Here is a 16,994-nt window from a genome sequence, read left to right as displayed (position 1 = left end):
CGCATGATGCCATGCAACAACGGTGGTCAACGCGTTGACGACGCCGATGTTGCACCTTGACGACGGAAAGTTATTAACTGAACATTCAGTCATTAAAAACCGGATGTCCTGCACGCCGTGACAGCACGCCTTTCCGCCACTTTCCTGGTGCGCACACGATGAGCGTCGCGGCTCGTCGCGGGCGACCGGCTCTGGTTGACCCGGCGGCGCTGATACGCTGCGCGCTCGACCTGTTCGTCGAGCACGGCTACGCCGCCACCCGGCTGGAGGACGTGGCGCACGCGGCCGGCGTGTCCAAGGGCACGCTCTACCTCTATTTCGATTCCAAGCAGGCGCTGTTTGCCGCCGTCGTGCGCGAAGGCCTGGTGCCGGCGCTGGCCGAGGGCGAGGCGCTGGTGGCCGGCTGGGCCGGCAGCGGCCCAGACCTGATGCGCCAGCTGCTCGCCGGCTGGTGGCAGCTGATCGGCGAGACGCCGCTTGGTGGCCTGCCGAAGCTGATGATTGCCGAAGCGCGCAACTTTCCCGATATCGCCGAGCTGTACCACCGCGAAGTGATGCAGCGAGGCTGCGCGCTGGTCGCGCGGGCGATCGACTACGGTCACGAGCGTGGCGAATTCCGTTCGCCCGCCGACGCGCGCACCGTCGATGCGGTGATGGCGCCGCTGCTGCTGTACGTGCTGATGAAACATTCCTTCGGTTCGATTGCCGATGCCTGTTGCGGCGCTTCCGAAGCCGACGATATCCGTTTCCGCATCGAATTTTCCATTCAGGCCCTGCTCCCATGATCAAGCTGCTCGCGTTCTGCTTCGCCGCGCTGCTGCCGGTCCTGCCGTCGGCGGCGCAGACGCCACCGGCCGTCGGCTTCAAGCCGCTGTCCGAAATCGCCACCTATCCGCAGCGCGATGCACCGGCGCAGGCGGTTGCGCTCAACCGCACCCAGCTCGCCGCCGAACTGAGCGCGCGCGTGGCGTCCACGCACGCCGAACCGGGCGAGCACGTGAAGAAGGGTCAGGTGCTGGTTCGCCTCGATGCGCGCGACTACCAGCTCGCGCTGGAGCGTGCGCAGGCACAGCTGCAGGCGGCGCAGGCACGGCTGGCGCAGGCCGACGCGCAGTTGCGTCGCACGCGCGCCCTGCGGGACCAGAACTTCGTTTCGCCGGAAGCGCTGACGCAGCGCGAGACCGAGGTCGAGGTGGTCCGCGCCGATGTGGCCGTCGCCGCCAACGCGGTCGATCTCGCGCGGCGCAATGTCGATAAATGCTTGCTGCGGGCGCCCTATGACGCGGTGGTGCGCACGCGCGAGGCTTCGGCCGGCTCGCTGGCCGGCGTCGGCACACTGCTGATGACGCTGGATGACGCACGGAAGGTGGAAGTGTCGGCGCGTGTGGCGCCACGCGATCTCGACGCGCTGCGCGCCGCACGCGAACTCGCCTTCGTGTCTCCGGCCGGCCGCCAGCCGCTGCGCATCGCCCGCGTTTCGCCGGCGATCGACGACGCCACCCGTACGCACGAGGTGCGCGCCGTGTTCACCGGCGAGCGTGCGCCGTCGGGCGCCGAGGGGCGACTGGTGTGGCAGGACCCGGCGCCGCATGTGCCGGGCGAACTGCTGGTGCGGCGTGGTACGGCGCTCGGCGTGTTCGTCATGCGCGAAGGCAGCGCCCGCTTCGTGCCGCTGGACGGTGCGCAGGAGGGCCGCCCGGCACGTACCGACCTGCCGGCCGACACGCGCATCGCGGTTGACGGCCGCAACAGCCTGGTCAACGGACAGTCGCTGAAATGAAGGGCCGCATGCAGTCCTATTCGCGCTTCATCAGCAATCACCCGCTGGCCAACATCACCTTCATGGTGGTGTTGCTGCTCGGCCTGCTGGCCTATCTCGGTCTGCCGCGCGAACAGGACCCGGAAATCAACTTCAACTGGGTGCAGATCACCGTGGCCCTGCCCGGCGCTTCGCCCGAGGATGTCGAGAAGCGGGTGCTGCAGCCCCTGGAAGACGCGATCCAGAACGTGTCCGACATCCGCTTCATCTCGTCGGCCGCGCGCGACGGTCTGGCCGGCATCCTGGTGCGCTTCGACGAAGTGCCGGTCAGCACCTTCGACAAGCGGGTGAACGACCTGCGGCGCGAAATCCAGAACAAGGCGCGCGCCGAACTGCCGGTCGAGGCGAAGGAAGCGCAGATCATCGAAATCACCAGTTCGAACGGCTTTCCGACGGCGCAGATCCTGCTCACCGGTCGCGCCGACGACGAGGTGCTGCGCGCGCTCGGCCGTGAAATGAAGACCGATCTGGAGCGGATGAAGGGCGTCGATCGCGTGTTCTCGCTCGGTCTGCACGACCCCGAACTGCGCGTCGAGTACTCAGCGCAGGCGGCACAGGCGCGCGGTCTGCTGCCAACCGACATCGCCGACGGCGTCGGCGCCTGGTTCCGCGACGTGTTCGCCGGCCGCCAGCGCGCCGGCGAGCAGGAGTGGCTGGTGCGCGTGGTCGGCCAGGACGCCGATCCCGGCTGGCTGGCCGACGTCGGCGTCGCGCCGCGGACCCGCCCGGGCAGCATGGTGAAGCTGGACGAGGTGGCGACCGTGGTGCGCGCCCGCGCGCGGCCGACGCAGCAGGTGTCGTCCGACGGTCAGCCCGGCGTGCTGTTCTCGCTGGCCAAGAAGCCGGGCGTGAACACGCTGGCGCTGATCGAGCGCGTCAATGAATACGTCGAGCGCAAGAACGCGGTGCTGGCGGCGCAGGGGCTCAAGCTCGAACTGATGGACGACCAGACGGTGCCGACCCGTGAGGCGATTGCCATCATGGAATCGAACGCCTTCTATGGCCTGCTCATCGTGCTCGCGCTGTGCTGGGTGTTTCTTGGTTCGCGTATCGCCGTGCTGGTGAGCCTGGGCATCCCGTTCTCGCTGGCCGGCACCTTCGCCATCCTGCAGGCGACCGGCTTTACGCTGAACATATCGGTGCTGCTGGGTGTGGTGATCGCGCTCGGCATGCTGGTTGACGATGCGGTGGTCATCGTCGAGGCCATCTATTACCGGCTGCAGCGCGGCGCCGCCACGCTGGACGCCGTCGTCGGCGGCGTGCAGGAGGTCTGGGCGCCGGTGCTCGCTTCGGTGGCGACGACGATGGCCGCCTTCCTGCCCCTGATGCTGCTGCCGGGCATCGTCGGCAAGTTCATGTTCGTCATCCCCTTCGTCGTCACGCTGGCGCTGGTGATCAGCCTGATCGAGGCCTACTGGATGCTGCCCGCCCACGTGCTGTCGATGGGCAGTAAGGCCGAGCGGCCGTCGCGCATGCAGGCCACGCGCACCCGCTTTACCCGCGTGCTGCGCCATCGCTACGCCAAGGTGCTGGCGTTCGCGATACGCCACTGGGTCGTGCTGTGCCTCATCGTGCTGTCGCTGGTCGCCGGCGCGGTCGCTGCGATGGCGACCGGTCTGGTGCGCGTGCAGTTCTTCGCCTTCGACCCGATGCGCATCTTCTACGTGAACATCGACATGCCGGCCGGCAGTCCGCTGTCGGCGACGCTGGCGCGGGTGCAGCAGATCGAGGGCGAGGTGCGCCGCCATCTGCAGGACGGCGAGGCGCGGCGCGTGGCGGCGCTGGCCGGCGCCAAGTTCACCGACGCTGAAGCGCTGTTCGGCGACGCCTACGGTCAGGTGGTGGTGGCGCTGCTGCCGCGCGCGGACGAAGGGCGCGAGGTCGGTGCCATCGTCGATGGCATGCGCGCAGCCGTGGTCGGGCTGCCTGGCGCCGGCACCGTCAGCTTCACCCAGCTGTCCGGCGGGCCGCCGGTGCAGAAGCCGGTCAAGGTGCGGGTGCGCGGCGACGATCTGGTCGAACTGCGCGCCGCAAGTGCGGAGGTCAAGCGCATTCTGGGCGCCATCGACGGCACACGCGACATCGTCGACGACGATATCCCGGGCCGGCCGCAACTGGCGCTGCATCTCGATCGCGACGCGCTGCGCGACGCCGGCCTGACCGCCGACCAGGTGGCGCGCGCGGTGCGCCTGCAGGTGGAGGGTGAAATCGTCGCCGTCACCCGCGATCAGGGCGCCAAGCTCGAAGTGCGCGTCGCCGCCGCCGGCCACCCGGATGACGACGTGATGCGCGTGCTCGACGCGCCGATCGCGCTGCCCGGCGGTGCGGCCACCACCTTGCGCGCGCTGGTCTCCGCCGACACGACGCGCGGCCCGGGCGTGATCAAGCACTACAACCTGCGCCGCACGATCACCGTGGAGGCCGACCTCGACAAGGACAAGCTGAATGCGCTGCAGGTGACCGACGCGCTGAAGACGGCGTGGGAAGAGGCGCGTACGCGTTTCCCGCGCACCGACCTCGACTTCTCCGGCGAACTGGAAGACGTCGAGGAAAGTCTGCAGGCGATGAAGGTGCTGTTCCTGCTCGGCATCGGACTCATCTACCTGATTCTCGCGGCGCAGTTCCGCAGCTACTGGCAGCCGCTGATGATTCTGGCCACCGTGCCGCTGGCCTTCACCGGCGTCGCCGTCGGGCTGCTGGTCAGCGGTTCTCCGCTGTCGCTGTACACGCTGTACGGCGTGATCGCGCTGACCGGCATCGTCGTCAATTCGGCCATCGTGCTGATCGACGCCGCCAACGAGCGTCTGACCGCCGGCATGAGCGTGCTGCACGCGGCGATCTACGCTGCCCGCCGCCGCGTCGTGCCCATCATCATCACCACCAGCACGACGGTCGGCGGACTGTTCTCGCTGGCCGCCGGCATCGGCGGCTATTCGCTGCTGTGGGGGCCGGTGGCGGGCGCCATCGTCTGGGGGCTCGGTGTCGCCACCGTGCTCACGCTGTTCGTGATGCCCACCCTCTACATCGCCTGCATGCGCCCGCGCACTGCACGCACACGACTTCGCTCAAGTTTCTGACGCACTGCATCACGGTACAATCGCCGCTTCTTTCAGGGGACCGAAAAATGGATATCGAACAGGCGCGCTTCAATATGGTGGAACAGCAGATCCGGCCGTGGGACGTGCTGGACCAGGACATCCTCGACCTGCTGTTCGTCGTCAAGCGCGAAACCTTCGTCCCGGCGCCGCTGCGCCAGCTCGCCTTCGCCGACACCGCGATTCCGCTGGGCCACGGCGCGGCGATGCTGGAGCCGAAGATCGAGGCGCGCGTGCTGCAGGAACTGAAGCTGAAAAGCACCGACACCGTGCTCGAGATCGGTACCGGCTCCGGTTACATGGCGGCCCTGCTGGGCGCCCGTGCCAGCCAGGTGACGACGGTCGAGATCGAACCGGCACTGGCCGAGCGTGCCCGCGAGAATCTGACCGCTGCCGGCGCGTTGAACGTGCGCGTCGAAGTTGGCGACGCCGCCCAGGGCTGGGCCACGCACGCGCCCTACGACGTGATCGTGGTGTCCGGCGGCCTGCCGGTGCTGCCGCAGGAGCTGGTCGCCCAGCTGCGTCCGGGCGGTCGCCTGATCGCCTTCATCGGCGAAGAACCGCTGATGAACTGCGTGCTGGTGAAGCTGAACGCCGACGGCACGCAGTCGCAGGAAGTGCTGTTCGAAACGGTGGTGCCGACGCTGCGCAACGCGCGTGGCGCGCAGCGCTTCGTGTTCTGAGGCGGGCGCGATGCAGCAACTGAGCGTGACCGATCTCGCCGCCTGGCTGGCCGATGAGAACCGCCCGAAACCGCAGCTGTTGGACGTGCGCGAGAAGCACGAGTGGGCCATCTGCCGCATCGAGGGCAGCCAGCTGATGCCGATGAACACGGTGCCGGCGCAGCTGCAGGAACTCGACCCGGAGCGGCCGCTGGTGTGCGTCTGTCACCACGGTGGCCGTTCGATGCAGGTCGCCATCTTCCTCGAACGCAATGGCTTCTCGAACGTATTCAACCTCAGCGGCGGCGTGGACGCCTGGGCGCTGCAGGTCGACAACACGATGGCACGGTACTGAGCGATGCGCCTTTCGCGGACTGCTGCACTGATCGCCGGCCTGCTGGCATCGACCAGCGCGCTGGCGGCTGAAGACCTGTTGGCCGTTGCGCGAGCGGCGCTGGCCAACGATGCCCAGTTCCAGTCGGCGCGTGCGCAGCGCGAGGCGACCTCGGAAAAGCTGCCGCAGGCGCGCGCTGGCCTGCTGCCCAGCCTGACGCTGAACGGTACGACGCAGTGGAACGACGTCGAGATCAGCAAGCCGGTTGATCGCAGCACGCAGTACAACTCGCACAACTTCGGCTTCCAGCTGACCCAGCCGCTGTTCCGCTGGGCCAACTGGGTGCAGTTCGAACAGGGCAAGCTGCAGGTTGCCGCGGCCGACGCCCAGCTCGCGCAGGCGCGGCAGGACACCCTGCTGCGCGCCGCGCAGGCCTATTTCGACCTGCTGTACGCGCAGGACGTGCTCACCTCCATCGTCGCGCAGAAGACAGCCGCCTCCGAGCAGCTCGAACTGGCGCGCAAGAGCTTCGAGGTGGGCACCGTCACCATCACCGACGTGCACGAGGCGCAGTCGCGCTTCGATCTCGCCACCGCGCAGGAAATCGCAGCGCGCAGCGACATCGAGGTGAAGCGGCACGCGCTGGCGGTGATCACCGGCCGCGCACCCGAGGCGCTGCGCGGTCTGCGCAGCGAAGTCGCGTTCACGCTGCCGGAGCCGGCGCGCATGGAGGAGTGGGTCGATCGCGCGCAGACCGAGAGCCTGACGGTGCTGGCGCAGCTGGCGAACCAGGAAATCGCCAACCGCGAAATCGAGCGTCAGCGCGCTGGCCACTACCCGACGGTCGATCTGGTCGCGACCTACGGTCAGAACAAGACGGTCATCACTTTCGCTGGTGCGCCGCTGAACAACGAGAGCACGACCGGTACCGTCGGCGTGCAGGTGTCGGTACCGCTGTTCCAGGGCCTGGGGCAGGAATCGCGCGTGCGCGAATCGGCCCACCTGCTCGACCGCGCCCGCGCCGAAGTCGATTTCGCCCGCCGCAACGCAGCGCAGCAGGCGCGTCAGGCCTGGCTGGGTGTGGCCAACGGCATCGCCCAGACCGCTGCGCTGCGCGCCGCGCAGGTGTCCTCACAGTCCTCGCTCGATGCCAACAAGCTCGGCTACGAGGTCGGCGTGCGCATCAACATCGACGTGCTCAACGCGCAGCAGCAGCTCTACGTCACCCGCCGTGACCTCGCCAGGGCGCGCTATGACACGCTGCTCGCCCAGCTGCGCCTGAAGGCGGCGGCCGGCCAGTTGGCAGAGCCGGAAATCGAGGCGGTCAACGCGCTGCTGGAGTGAGGCGCGGCGGTATAGAGCCGCCGCGACGTTCATGGGAGCGGGCTTGCTCGCGATGCGGCCCGGGCATCGCCGCGACGCTCTACCGTTCCAGACGACTGCGTCGATGTACCCGGGCGCCGATTCACCCCAGCGCCGCAATCACCTCCGGCGGCGCCTGTACCAGCTCGATCAGCACACCTTCGCCGCACAGCGGGAAAACCTCGTTGCCCTTGGGGTGGATGAACACGATGTCGTGCCCGGCCGCGCCGCGGCGGATGCCGCCCGGCGTGAAGCGCATGCCCTGGGCGGTGAGCCATTCGACCGCAGTCGGCAGGTCGTCCACCCACAGGCCGATGTGGTTCAGCGGCGGCTCGTCGACGCGCGGCTTCTTCGCGGGATCGAGCGGCTGCATCAGATCGACCTCGACCCGGTGCGGGCCGCTGCCCAGCACCGCGATGTCCTCGACCACGTTCTCGCGCTCCGACGTGAAGTCGCCTTCGAGGCCGAGGCCGAATAGCTCAACCCACAGGCGGCGCAGCTTCATGCGGTCGGGGCCGCCGATGGCGATCTGCTGCAGGCCGAGGATGCGGAAGGGACGGCTCATGTGTTCACTCCTGTGTTGCGTCGGTAGGACCAGATCATCATCGCGATGCCGGCGAGGATCATCGGCATGCTCAGCCACTGGCCCATCGACAGCCCGCCGGCCAGCAGGCCGAGAAAGTCATCCGGCTCGCGGCCGAATTCGGCGAGGAAGCGGAAGCCGCCATAGCCGATCAGGAACATCGCGCTGACCGCGGCCATCGGTCGCGGCCGGCGCGAGAACCACCACAGCAGCACGAACAGCCCCAGCCCCTCGCCGGCGAACTGGTAGAGCTGCGATGGGTGGCGCGGCAGCATGTCCACGGTCGGGAAGATCATCGCCCACGGCACGTCGGTGACGCGGCCCACCAGTTCGGCGTTCAGGAAGTTGCCGATGCGTCCGGCCGCCAGGCCCAGCGGCACCAGCGGTGCGATGAAATCGGTGAGCTGGAAGAAGCGCCAGTCGGCGCGCCGCGCGAACAGCGCGACGGCCACCAGCACGCCGAGAAAGCCGCCGTGAAAGCTCATGCCGCCCGACCAGATGGCCGGGATTTCTGTCCAGTGTTCGAGGTAGTAGGCCGGCTTGTAGAACAGCACATAGCCCAGTCGCCCGCCCAGTACCACGCCCAGCACGCCGTAGAACAGCAGGTCGTCGATCTGCTTCGCATCCAGCGATGGCGCACCGGCGGCCGCCAGCCGCTTCGCATGCGCGCGGCCGAGCAGCATGAAGGCGACGAAGGCGACCAGATACATCAGCCCGTACCAGCGCACGGCCAGCGGGCCGATCTCGAAGGCGATGGGGGAAATTGTCGGGTGGATCAGGTAGTCGTGGATGGGCACGGGAGAGGAGAGGTGGCTGTGCGGTCCGACAGTTTAACTTTGCCGGGCGGGTGCGTTCGTTTCCTGGCCCGCCGCTACTTCAGCCAGCCCTTGCGGCGGAAGTACCAGAACGGCAGCGCCACGCTCAGCGCCATCAGGCCGAGCGAGAACGGGTAGCCCCAGCGCCAGCCCAGTTCGGGCATGTGCGCGAAGTTCATGCCGTAGACGCTGGCGATCAGCGTCGGCGGCAGCATGGCGACCGATGCGACCGAGAAGATTTTCACCACCTTGCTCTGGTTCAGGTTGATGAAGCCGATGATGGCGTCCATCAGGAAGTTGATCTTGTCGAAAATGAAGGCGGTATGGCCGTCCAGCGATTCGATGTCGCGCAGGATCTGCTTCACCTTGTCGGTCTGCGCCTTGCCCAGCCGGTGCTCGCGCATCAGCCAGGACAGCGCGCGACGCGTGTCCATCAGATTGCGCCGTATGGTGCCGTTCAGGTCCTCGTTGCGGGCGATGCGGGTGATGCTGTCGGCCGCCGCGTCGTCCGAACCGCGCTGCTCGCCGAGCACGCGGGCGCTGACCGATTCCAGTTCGGTGTAGATGTGTTCCAGTGCATCGGCGGACTGTTCGACGTCCAGCGCGAACAGTTCGATCAGGATGTCGGTCGGCTGCGCAAGCTTGCCCGGCTGCGCGCGGTTGCGCATGCGCAGCAGGCGCATGATGGGCAGTTCGTCGTCGTGCAGGCTGATCAGCATGTGCGGGCCGATCACGAAGCGCAGCGCCTCGGTCACGTACTCGTGACCGCGCCCGATCAGGAAATCGGCGCGCAGGTTCAGATTGCCCTGCGCGTTGACGAACACCCGCGCGCTGGCCTCGATGTCGGCATCGTCATCGGGCGCCTCGACGTCAATGCGGAAGCGACGTTGCAGCCATCGCTCCTCGTCACCGTCGAGATCGAGCGCGTCTATCCAGACGATGTCCTGGTCGGGCACTGCGTCGTGCAGCGCTTCGGCGACGCGGGTGAGTCGGCCGTCCTGCAGCGTGTAAACGTGAATCATCGGCAGACATCCGGGTGGGGCGGTTCGAACCGGGAAGGGCGGTACCGGCGGGCACCGGTGAGGCGGATGTTAGCGGTCGCGACTTCCATGTCCGCAACTTTCGTCGATCAGCCCCTTGCCCCGAACAGCGCCGTGCCGACGCGCACGATGGTGGCACCTTCGGCGATCGCCGCTTCGAGATCCTGTGACATGCCCATCGACAGCGTGTCGAGACAGTGTCCGCGCGCGTTCAGATCGTCCTTCAACTGCCGTAAATGGGCAAAACGGCGACGCTGGAGGGCGACATCATCGGTCGGTTCGGGAATGGCCATCAGGCCGCGCAGCGCGAGTCGCGGCAGCGACGCGATGGCGTCGGCCAGCGCGGCGACCTCGGCCGGAGCGACACCGCTCTTCGAGGCCTCGCCGCTGACGTTGACCTGTATGCACAGGTTCAGCGGCGGCCGATGCGGGTCGCGCTGTTCGGACAGCCGCGCGGCGATCTTCTCGCGGTCCACCGAATGCACCCAGTCGAACCAGGTCGCGACCTGACGCGTCTTGTTGCTCTGCAGCGGGCCGATGAAGTGCCAGTCCAGCGCGAGGCCGGCCTCACCGAGGCGCTGCGCCTTGTCGCAGCCTTCCTGCACGTAGTTCTCGCCGAAGGCGGACTGACCGGCGGCATGCGCGGCGATGATGTCCGCATCCGGCTTGGTCTTGCTCACCGCCAGCAGAAGAATGTCTGCGGGGTCGCGGCCGCAGGCGCGGGCGGCGTCGGCGATACGGTGGCGAATTGCTTGCAGGTTGTCTGAAATGCTCATCATAATGCCCTGAATTTCTTCGAATTATATTCGGCACAACACCCCATTCATTGCCCGAGGCCCGTCATGGACATCACCGAACTGCTCGCGTTTTCCGTCAAGAACAAGGCGTCCGACCTGCATCTCTCGGCCGGTCTGCCGCCGATGATCCGCGTGCATGGCGACGTGCGCCGGATCAATCTGCCGCCGATGGAGCACAAGGATGTGCACGGCATGATCTACGACATCATGAACGACACCCAGCGCAAGGTGTACGAAGAGCACCTTGAAGCCGACTTCTCGTTCGCGGTGCCCAATCTGGCGCGTTTCCGGGTCAATGCCTTCGTGCAGAACCGTGGTGCGGGCGCGGTGTTCCGGACCATTCCGTCCAAGGTGCTGACGCTGGAGGACCTGAAGGCGCCGAAGATTTTCCAGGACATCGCCAACACGCCGCGCGGCATCGTGCTGGTGACCGGCCCGACCGGCTCCGGCAAGTTGACCACGCTGGCGGCCATGGTCGATTACATCAACGAGAACGAGTACGGCCACATCCTGACCGTCGAAGACCCGATCGAGTTCGTGCATGAATCCAAGCGCTGCCTGATCAACCAGCGCGAAGTCGGGCCGCACACGCTGAGCTTCTCGAACGCGCTGCGCTCGGCGCTGCGCGAAGACCCGGACGTGATCCTGGTGGGCGAAATGCGCGACCTGGAAACGATACGGCTGGCGCTGACTGCGGCCGAAACCGGCCACCTGGTGTTCGGCACGCTGCACACCTCCAGCGCGGCGAAAACCATCGACCGTATCGTTGACGTGTTCCCGGCCGAGGAAAAGGAAATGGTGCGGGCCATGCTTTCCGAGTCGCTGCGCGCCGTCATTTCGCAGACGCTGCTGAAGACCAAGGACGGCACCGGCCGGGTCGCCGCGCACGAAATCATGGTGGGCTCGCCGGCCATCCGCAACCTGATCCGCGAGAACAAGATCGCGCAGATGTATTCGGCCATCCAGACCGGTCAGAGCCTGGGCATGCAGACGCTGGACCAGAACCTGCAGGAACTGGTGCGCCGCAACGTCATTTCGCCGGCCGAAGCGCGCACCCGTGCGCAAAACAAGGACATGTTCGCCGGCTGAGTGCCGCGCCTGCCGCTACACTGACAACGACAACCGCCGCGGAGAGCGCAGATGGAAAGAGATCAGGCCCTCAAATTCATGTACGACCTGCTGCGCCTGATGGTGACCAAGCGCGGGTCCGACCTGTTCGTGACCGCCGGTTTTCCGCCAGCGATCAAGGTGGACGGCCGCATCGTGCCGCAGTCCAACCAGTCGCTGACGCCGCAGCACACGGCCGAACTGGCGCGCGCCATCATGAACGACCGCCAGGCGGCCGAATTCGAGGCGACCAAGGAGTGCAATTTCGCGATCTCGCCGGCCGGCATCGGCCGCTTCCGCGTCAATGCCTTCGTGCAGCAGGGCAAGATAGGCTGCGTGCTGCGCACCATCAACGCCAAGATTCCGACGCTGGACGAACTGGGCCTGCCGCCGGTGCTGAAGGATGTGGCGATGACCAAGCGCGGTCTGGTCATCTTCGTCGGCGGAACCGGCACCGGCAAGACCACCTCGCTCGCCGCACTCGTCAACTGGCGCAATACCAACAGCTACGGCCACATCATCACGATCGAGGACCCGATCGAGTACGTGCACGACCACAAGAACTGCGTGGTAACGCAGCGCGAGATCGGGCTCGACACGGCGGACTGGGAAATCGCGCTGAAGAACACGCTGCGGCAGGCGCCGGACGTGATCCTGATGGACGAGATCCGCGATCGCGAAACGATGGAGCACGCGATCCAGTTCGCCGAGACCGGCCACCTCTGCCTGGCTACGCTGCACGCCAACAGCTCCAACCAGGCGATCGACCGCATCATCAACTTCTTCCCGGAAAACAAGCGGGAACAGCTGCTGATGGACCTTTCGCTGAATCTGCGGGCGATGATCTCCCAGCGTCTGGTGCCGCTGAAGGAAGGCAAGGGTCGGGCGGCGGCGATCGAGGTGATGCTGAATTCGCCGCTGATCGCCGATCACATCTTCAAGGGCAATGTGGGCGAGATCAAGGACGTGATGAAGCGCTCGCGCGAACTGGGCATGCAGACCTTCGACCAGGCGCTGTTCGACCTCTACGAAGCCGGTCGCATCAACTACGAGGACGCGCTGCGCAACGCCGATTCGGTCAACGATCTGCGCCTGCAGATCAAGCTGAACAGCAAGGAAGCGCAGGACCGCAACCTGAACGTGACCTCGGGACTCGATCTGGTGTGACCCGGCGTCCAGGGGCGGCGCGCCCGATCCACGATCCGAGCCTGAGCCGGGATTGTGTGGGAGGGGTCTTCTGACCCCGACAGCACCCTGGATCGGAGCCGACGGACCGCAACCGCCGCGTCGCGGTCAGAAGACCGCGACCACGACAGCAAGTCGCCTGCCGGTTCAGCGCACCACCAGCACCGCACACGGCGCGTGGTGCAGCACGTTGCTGCTGACCGATCCCATCACGATGCGCTTGGCCAGACTCAGGCCACGCGTACCGAGGATGATCAGTTCGGCGTTCTCCTCTTCCGCGATATCGACCAGGACGTCGGCCGGTTCGCCCATCGCCAGCCGGGTGCGCGCGGTCACGCCGCGAGCCGCCAGTTCGGCCGCCACCTTGTCGAGTGCCGCGCGCGCGTGGTCTATCTCGGCCTGGTCCACTTCCACCGCGGTACCGCGTATGCCCAGCGCGGGGCCGCGTACCACCGACACGATGACCGCATCGAGCGGACCGTTCAGGATCTGCAGCTGATCGATCGCCTTGTGCGCGTGTTTCGAACCGTCGTAGGCCACCACCACTTTCATTGTTCTCTCCCGATAGGTGACGCACGTCGGTGCGCCGGCCTGTGCATTATTCGGGGCGGCCACGGCGAGCGGCAATTCTCAGGAGGGAGTAATCCCTAATGGGTAGGCGTGGCGGGCCGGCGGTTCAGCAGCCGCACTGGCGGATCACCGGTCGCACTGCCAGCAGTTCCAGCGTCTCGTCGATGCTCAGTCCGGATTCGAGCAGCGCGGCACCGTCGAAACACCAGGACAGGTCGGTGTTCGGTTCCAGCACGGCCAGGCCGGTCGTGCTGTCGAACACTTCGTGCTGCCAGAAGTTGTGCTCGCTGCGGCTGCGGACCTGGTAGCGCTTGTCGCTCATGCGTGCATGCTCCGGTAGCGCAGCCAGGCCAGCCAGCCGACGAAGACGAAAGCGGCCATGCCGGCGGCCAGATGCAGCGGTTCGCCCCACAGCACCGGCACCACCAGGCCGGCGGCCATCGCGTTGGTCAGCGACTGCGCGAAACCCTGGCAGGACGACACCATGCCGCGCGCGCGCGGGAACAACTCCAGCGCCAGCAGCGACAGTATCGGCATGGCCAGCGCCTGGCCGATGTTGTACAGCGCGATCGGCAGCACCGCCCAGGGCAGACTGGCCGGGGTGAGCACATTCAGCATCACGTTGCCGAAGGCGGCCGCCAGCATGATGGTGTACGCCATCTTGAGCTGCAGTTGCGGCGCCATCTTGCCGGCCAGCCGGCGGCCCAGCCAGGAGCCGGTCATCATGCCGGCCACCGTCGGGCCGAACAGCCAGGCGAAGCCCTGGGGCGACACGCCCAGGTGCTCCATCAGGAACACCGGCGCCGACATCACGTAGAGGAAGAAACCGGCGAAATTCATCGACACCGCGATCACCAGCGCCAGCAGCGCCGGGTGGGCAAACATGTGGGCGTAATCGCGCGCCAGCTTGACCGGATGCAGGCTGCGCCGGTGATCCGGGTCCAGCGTTTCCGGCAGCCGCAGCAGGCAGAGCAGCCACATCAGTGCCGAGTAGGCGGCAAGAAACCAGAACACCGCGCGCCAGCCGAACAGGCCGAACACCCAGCCGCCGATGATGGGCGCGGCCGCTGGCGCCAGCGCGAACAGCAACTGTATCGTGCTCATCAGGCGCTGCGCCTGCGCGCCCTCGAACAGGTCGCGCACGACGGCGCGGCCGACCACCATGCCGGCGCCGGCGCACATGCCCTGCAGCGCGCGGGCGATCCACAGGTGCTCGATCTGCGTGGCCAGCGCGCAGCCGACCGAGGTCAGGAAGAACATCACCAGCGACCACAGCACGACGCGCCGCCGGCCCAGCGCGTCGGCGACGGCGCCGTGCCACAGCGTCATCAGCGCGAAGAAACCGAGGTAGATGGTGAGCGACTGCTGCACTTCGAGCTTGGTCGCGCCCAGATCGGCACCGATCGCCGGAAAAGCCGGCAGGTAGGTGTCGATCGCGAACGGACCGATGGCCGACAGGCCCGCCAGCAGGAAGGCCAGGCTGCGCGGCGAACGGCTCACTGGGCGGGGGCTGCCGGTGGCGGCGGCGCGACGGCCGGTACGGCCGGCGGTGCTTCGAAAGCGCGGCGCTCGGCGTCCGGCATCTCCACCACGCGCACGTCGCTGACGTAGTACTGCGTCTCGCCGAAGCAGGAGGTGGGCACGCCGATGTGCTGCGCGTAATGCAGCGATACGCGCTGACCCATGCTTTCGTTCAGCTTCTGTGCCACTTTCTCGTCACGCACCGAGAACTCGAACTTCTCGGTCAGCGTGCCGGGCATGGTGACCATCGCGAGTTCGCCCTCCCAAGTCTTGCAGAACCAGCCCTTGTTGCTGAATTTCTGCACGTAACCGGCACGTTCGCCGGTGGAATAGCTCCAGTTCAGCACCAGCCAGGTGTAGCCGCCGAACAGCGCCAGCAGCAGGGCGAGGACGGAAAAGATGCGCATGCCGTTCTCCGGGAGAGGTCGCGGGTGAAATTACAGGCCGAGCCGCTGCCAGATGGTCGAGGTGAGGCCCGCCTGGTTCAGCGTGTAGAAGTGCAGGCCCGGTGCGCCGCCGGCCAGCAGGCGCTCGCACAGCGTGGTCACGACGTCCAGGCCATAGGCCTTGACCGAGGCGGCGTCGTCGCCGAAGCCTTCGAACTTGCGCTGCATCCAGCGCGGGATTTCGGCACCGCAGGCTTCCGAGAAGCGCGCGATCTTCGAGAAATTGGCGATCGGCATGATGCCCGGGTAGATCGGCGCCTCGACGCCCATCGCGCGCGCGTCGTTGACGAAGGCGAAGTAGGCGTCGGTGTTGTAGAAGTACTGGGTGATGGCCGAGTCGGCGCCCGCCTTCATCTTGCGCACGAAGTTCTGCAGGTCTTTGGCGGCGTTGCGCGCCTGCGGATGCACTTCCGGGTAGGCGGCCACTTCGATGTGGAACCAGTCGCCGGTTTCCTGTCGGACGAACTCCACCAGTTCGTTGGCGTAGCGGAAATCGCCCGGATCGACCACGCCGGACGGCAGGTCGCCGCGCAGCGCCACCATATGGTGGATGCCCTCTTCCTTGTAGCGCTCAAGCGTCTGTCGCAGGTTGTCGCGGGTCGAGCCGATGCACGACAGGTGCGGCGCCGCGTTCAGGCCTTCGGCCTTCATTTCGAGCACGGTTTCGAGTGTGCGATCGCGCGTGGTGCCGCCGGCGCCGTAGGTGACCGAGAAGAAGGACGGGTTGAGCTGGCGCAGCTGGCGGCGCGTGGCGCGCAGCTTTTCCGCACCCTCTTCGGTGGCCGGCGGGAAGAATTCGACGCTGCAGATGCGCGTGGGGTTGTCAGTCATGGTGGTCGGTCGCGTCGCGCCGGGCCGCGTACAGGAAGAATTCGCGGTTGCCGTCGCCGCCCTTGATCGGGCTGTCGAAGTAATCCAGTGCGCTGAGACCGTTTGCTTCGGCAAACGTCCGCATGCGCACCTCCAGGGCCGGGTATTGTGCCGCATCGCGCACGATGCCGCCTTTCCCCAGTGCATCCGGGCCCAGTTCGAACTGCGGCTTCACCAGCGTGAGCACGCGTCCACCGGGCGCCAGCAGCGCCGGCCACTGCGGCAGCAGCAGCGTCAGCGAAATGAAGCTGGCGTCGCACACCAGCAGGTCGAAGCCGCCGGCCGCCATATGTATACCGAGCGCCGTGGCGTCCAGCGTGCGTGCGTTCAGGTGTTCGATGCAGACGATGCGCGGATCGCCGCGCAGCCGCGGATCGAGCTGGCCGTGGCCGACCTCGACGCCCACCACCCGCGCGGCGCCGCGCTGGATCAGGCAGTCGGTGAAGCCGCCGGTGCTCTGACCGACGTCGAGACAGGTGAGGCCGGCGACGTCCAGCCCGGCACGGTCGAGCGCCCCGGCCAGCTTCAGCCCGCCGCGCGACACATAGCGGTCGTCGTCCGACACCTCGACCTGCAGTTCGGCACCGTCCGGGATGTCCTGCGCCGGCTTGGTCACCACGGTCCAGCCGGCGCCCGAGGCGACGCGCACCCGCCCGGCTGCGATCAGCGTCTGGGCGACGGTGCGGGAACGGGCGAGGTTGCGGGCAACGAGGGTCTGGTCGGCTCTCATGGGTGTTCGCCAGGGGAAGAGCGCGGATAAGAACCGAGATTGGCCGCCGCGGCAAGCG

Annotated in this window: 18 protein-coding genes; 8 read left to right on the top strand and 10 right to left on the bottom strand. The window is 67.0% G+C overall.

What is annotated here, in order from left to right:
- Positions 1-158 precede the first annotated feature (158 nt).
- Genes ACQ66H_RS19795 through ACQ66H_RS19770 form a run of 6 tightly spaced genes read left to right on the top strand, consistent with a single transcriptional unit; the run spans position 159 to position 7,254 of the window.
- A complete protein-coding gene (locus ACQ66H_RS19795) occupies positions 159-785 on the top strand; it encodes a TetR/AcrR family transcriptional regulator (protein ID WP_430435438.1) in 627 nt (208 codons plus the stop codon).
- Positions 782-1,780 (top strand): efflux RND transporter periplasmic adaptor subunit, encoded by a 999-nt coding sequence (locus tag ACQ66H_RS19790; protein WP_430435437.1) that lies wholly within the window; start codon positions 782-784, stop codon positions 1,778-1,780. The genes ACQ66H_RS19795 and ACQ66H_RS19790 overlap by 4 nt, the downstream gene beginning before the upstream one ends.
- Positions 1,777-4,896, top strand: a complete 3,120-nt coding sequence (locus ACQ66H_RS19785; RefSeq protein WP_430435436.1) for an efflux RND transporter permease subunit — start codon at positions 1,777-1,779, stop codon at positions 4,894-4,896. The genes ACQ66H_RS19790 and ACQ66H_RS19785 overlap by 4 nt, the downstream gene beginning before the upstream one ends.
- A 47-nt stretch (positions 4,897-4,943) precedes the next feature.
- Positions 4,944-5,597 carry a protein-L-isoaspartate O-methyltransferase family protein gene (locus ACQ66H_RS19780; RefSeq protein WP_341929597.1) on the top strand — a complete coding sequence of 218 codons (654 nt, stop codon included), beginning with the start codon at positions 4,944-4,946 and terminating at the stop codon, positions 5,595-5,597.
- Positions 5,598-5,607: 10 nt separating this feature from the next.
- Entirely contained in the window at positions 5,608-5,931 is a 324-nt protein-coding gene (locus ACQ66H_RS19775; RefSeq protein ID WP_430435435.1) for a rhodanese-like domain-containing protein, read from the top strand.
- Between the two features lie 3 nt (positions 5,932-5,934).
- Positions 5,935-7,254 carry a TolC family outer membrane protein gene (locus ACQ66H_RS19770; protein ID WP_430435434.1) on the top strand — a complete coding sequence of 440 codons (1,320 nt, stop codon included), beginning with the start codon at positions 5,935-5,937 and terminating at the stop codon, positions 7,252-7,254.
- 121 nt (positions 7,255-7,375) lie between these two features.
- Here the strand turns inward: ACQ66H_RS19770 and ACQ66H_RS19765 are convergent, their stop codons facing one another.
- The 4 genes from ACQ66H_RS19765 to ACQ66H_RS19750 form a co-directional block, all read right to left on the bottom strand.
- On the bottom strand, positions 7,376-7,837 hold the full coding sequence (locus tag ACQ66H_RS19765; protein WP_019916350.1) for a VOC family protein: 462 nt from the start codon (positions 7,835-7,837) through the stop codon (positions 7,376-7,378).
- Positions 7,834-8,652, bottom strand: coding sequence for a prolipoprotein diacylglyceryl transferase (lgt, locus tag ACQ66H_RS19760; RefSeq protein ID WP_430435433.1), 819 nt, complete (start codon positions 8,650-8,652; stop codon positions 7,834-7,836). Before lgt ends, ACQ66H_RS19765 begins: the two co-directional genes overlap by 4 nt.
- A gap of 74 nt (positions 8,653-8,726) precedes the next feature.
- A complete protein-coding gene (corA, locus tag ACQ66H_RS19755; protein ID WP_430435432.1) occupies positions 8,727-9,692 on the bottom strand; it encodes a magnesium/cobalt transporter CorA in 966 nt (321 codons plus the stop codon).
- A 107-nt stretch (positions 9,693-9,799) separates the two neighbouring features.
- The gene (locus ACQ66H_RS19750; RefSeq protein WP_430435431.1) at positions 9,800-10,489 is read right to left on the bottom strand and encodes a YggS family pyridoxal phosphate-dependent enzyme; all 690 of its coding nucleotides are present in this window, start codon (positions 10,487-10,489) and stop codon (positions 9,800-9,802) included.
- 63 nt (positions 10,490-10,552) lie between these two features.
- Here ACQ66H_RS19750 and ACQ66H_RS19745 point away from each other — a divergent pair, with 63 nt between their 5' ends.
- Both ACQ66H_RS19745 and ACQ66H_RS19740 read left to right on the top strand, forming a co-directional pair.
- Positions 10,553-11,596 (top strand): type IV pilus twitching motility protein PilT, encoded by a 1,044-nt coding sequence (locus tag ACQ66H_RS19745; protein WP_430435430.1) that lies wholly within the window; start codon positions 10,553-10,555, stop codon positions 11,594-11,596.
- Between the two features lie 51 nt (positions 11,597-11,647).
- Positions 11,648-12,781 carry a PilT/PilU family type 4a pilus ATPase gene (locus ACQ66H_RS19740; protein ID WP_430435429.1) on the top strand — a complete coding sequence of 378 codons (1,134 nt, stop codon included), beginning with the start codon at positions 11,648-11,650 and terminating at the stop codon, positions 12,779-12,781.
- A 165-nt stretch (positions 12,782-12,946) separates the two neighbouring features.
- Here the strand turns inward: ACQ66H_RS19740 and ACQ66H_RS19735 are convergent, their stop codons facing one another.
- From ACQ66H_RS19735 to ACQ66H_RS19710, 6 genes are all read right to left on the bottom strand, one after another.
- Positions 12,947-13,351: a universal stress protein gene (locus tag ACQ66H_RS19735; RefSeq protein ID WP_019916359.1), complete on the bottom strand. Its 405-nt coding sequence runs from the start codon at positions 13,349-13,351 to the stop codon at positions 12,947-12,949.
- A 124-nt stretch (positions 13,352-13,475) separates the two neighbouring features.
- On the bottom strand, positions 13,476-13,691 hold the full coding sequence (locus ACQ66H_RS19730; protein WP_020166183.1) for a hypothetical protein: 216 nt from the start codon (positions 13,689-13,691) through the stop codon (positions 13,476-13,478).
- A complete protein-coding gene (locus ACQ66H_RS19725) occupies positions 13,688-14,869 on the bottom strand; it encodes a multidrug effflux MFS transporter (protein WP_430435428.1) in 1,182 nt (393 codons plus the stop codon). Before ACQ66H_RS19725 ends, ACQ66H_RS19730 begins: the two co-directional genes overlap by 4 nt.
- The gene (locus ACQ66H_RS19720; protein WP_430435427.1) at positions 14,866-15,297 is read right to left on the bottom strand and encodes a hypothetical protein; all 432 of its coding nucleotides are present in this window, start codon (positions 15,295-15,297) and stop codon (positions 14,866-14,868) included. The genes ACQ66H_RS19725 and ACQ66H_RS19720 overlap by 4 nt, the downstream gene beginning before the upstream one ends.
- Positions 15,298-15,327: 30 nt before the next feature.
- On the bottom strand, positions 15,328-16,167 hold the full coding sequence (gene metF, locus ACQ66H_RS19715) for a methylenetetrahydrofolate reductase [NAD(P)H] (RefSeq protein ID WP_430435426.1): 840 nt from the start codon (positions 16,165-16,167) through the stop codon (positions 15,328-15,330).
- On the bottom strand, positions 16,160-16,936 hold the full coding sequence (locus ACQ66H_RS19710) for a TlyA family RNA methyltransferase (RefSeq protein ID WP_430435425.1): 777 nt from the start codon (positions 16,934-16,936) through the stop codon (positions 16,160-16,162). The genes metF and ACQ66H_RS19710 overlap by 8 nt, the downstream gene beginning before the upstream one ends.
- Positions 16,937-16,994: the final 58 nt, after the last annotated feature.

It is taken from the genome of Methyloversatilis sp. (assembly GCF_965284615.1).
Taxonomy (GTDB): domain Bacteria; phylum Pseudomonadota; class Gammaproteobacteria; order Burkholderiales; family Rhodocyclaceae; genus Methyloversatilis.
The sequence above is the reverse complement of the archived record's forward strand: the minus strand, read 5'-3'. Positions and strand labels throughout refer to the sequence as shown.

What these genes read in the sequence shown, in the direction of transcription:
- ACQ66H_RS19780 (WP_341929597.1), top strand. Translation starts at nt 4,944, where the DNA reads ATGGATATCGAACAGGCGCGCTTCAATATGGTGGAACAGCAGATCCGG.
- ACQ66H_RS19730 (WP_020166183.1), bottom strand. Translation starts at nt 13,691, where the DNA reads ATGAGCGACAAGCGCTACCAGGTCCGCAGCCGCAGCGAGCACAACTTC.
- ACQ66H_RS19710 (WP_430435425.1), bottom strand. Translation starts at nt 16,936, where the DNA reads ATGAGAGCCGACCAGACCCTCGTTGCCCGCAACCTCGCCCGTTCCCGC.
- ACQ66H_RS19740 (WP_430435429.1), top strand. Translation starts at nt 11,648, where the DNA reads ATGGAAAGAGATCAGGCCCTCAAATTCATGTACGACCTGCTGCGCCTG.
- ACQ66H_RS19770 (WP_430435434.1), top strand. Translation starts at nt 5,935, where the DNA reads ATGCGCCTTTCGCGGACTGCTGCACTGATCGCCGGCCTGCTGGCATCG.
- ACQ66H_RS19790 (WP_430435437.1), top strand. Translation starts at nt 782, where the DNA reads ATGATCAAGCTGCTCGCGTTCTGCTTCGCCGCGCTGCTGCCGGTCCTG.
- ACQ66H_RS19775 (WP_430435435.1), top strand. Translation starts at nt 5,608, where the DNA reads ATGCAGCAACTGAGCGTGACCGATCTCGCCGCCTGGCTGGCCGATGAG.
- ACQ66H_RS19765 (WP_019916350.1), bottom strand. Translation starts at nt 7,837, where the DNA reads ATGAGCCGTCCCTTCCGCATCCTCGGCCTGCAGCAGATCGCCATCGGC.
- ACQ66H_RS19720 (WP_430435427.1), bottom strand. Translation starts at nt 15,297, where the DNA reads ATGCGCATCTTTTCCGTCCTCGCCCTGCTGCTGGCGCTGTTCGGCGGC.
- ACQ66H_RS19795 (WP_430435438.1), top strand. Translation starts at nt 159, where the DNA reads ATGAGCGTCGCGGCTCGTCGCGGGCGACCGGCTCTGGTTGACCCGGCG.
- ACQ66H_RS19785 (WP_430435436.1), top strand. Translation starts at nt 1,777, where the DNA reads ATGAAGGGCCGCATGCAGTCCTATTCGCGCTTCATCAGCAATCACCCG.
- ACQ66H_RS19750 (WP_430435431.1), bottom strand. Translation starts at nt 10,489, where the DNA reads ATGATGAGCATTTCAGACAACCTGCAAGCAATTCGCCACCGTATCGCC.
- corA (WP_430435432.1), bottom strand. Translation starts at nt 9,692, where the DNA reads ATGATTCACGTTTACACGCTGCAGGACGGCCGACTCACCCGCGTCGCC.
- metF (WP_430435426.1), bottom strand. Translation starts at nt 16,167, where the DNA reads ATGACTGACAACCCCACGCGCATCTGCAGCGTCGAATTCTTCCCGCCG.
- ACQ66H_RS19745 (WP_430435430.1), top strand. Translation starts at nt 10,553, where the DNA reads ATGGACATCACCGAACTGCTCGCGTTTTCCGTCAAGAACAAGGCGTCC.
- ACQ66H_RS19735 (WP_019916359.1), bottom strand. Translation starts at nt 13,351, where the DNA reads ATGAAAGTGGTGGTGGCCTACGACGGTTCGAAACACGCGCACAAGGCG.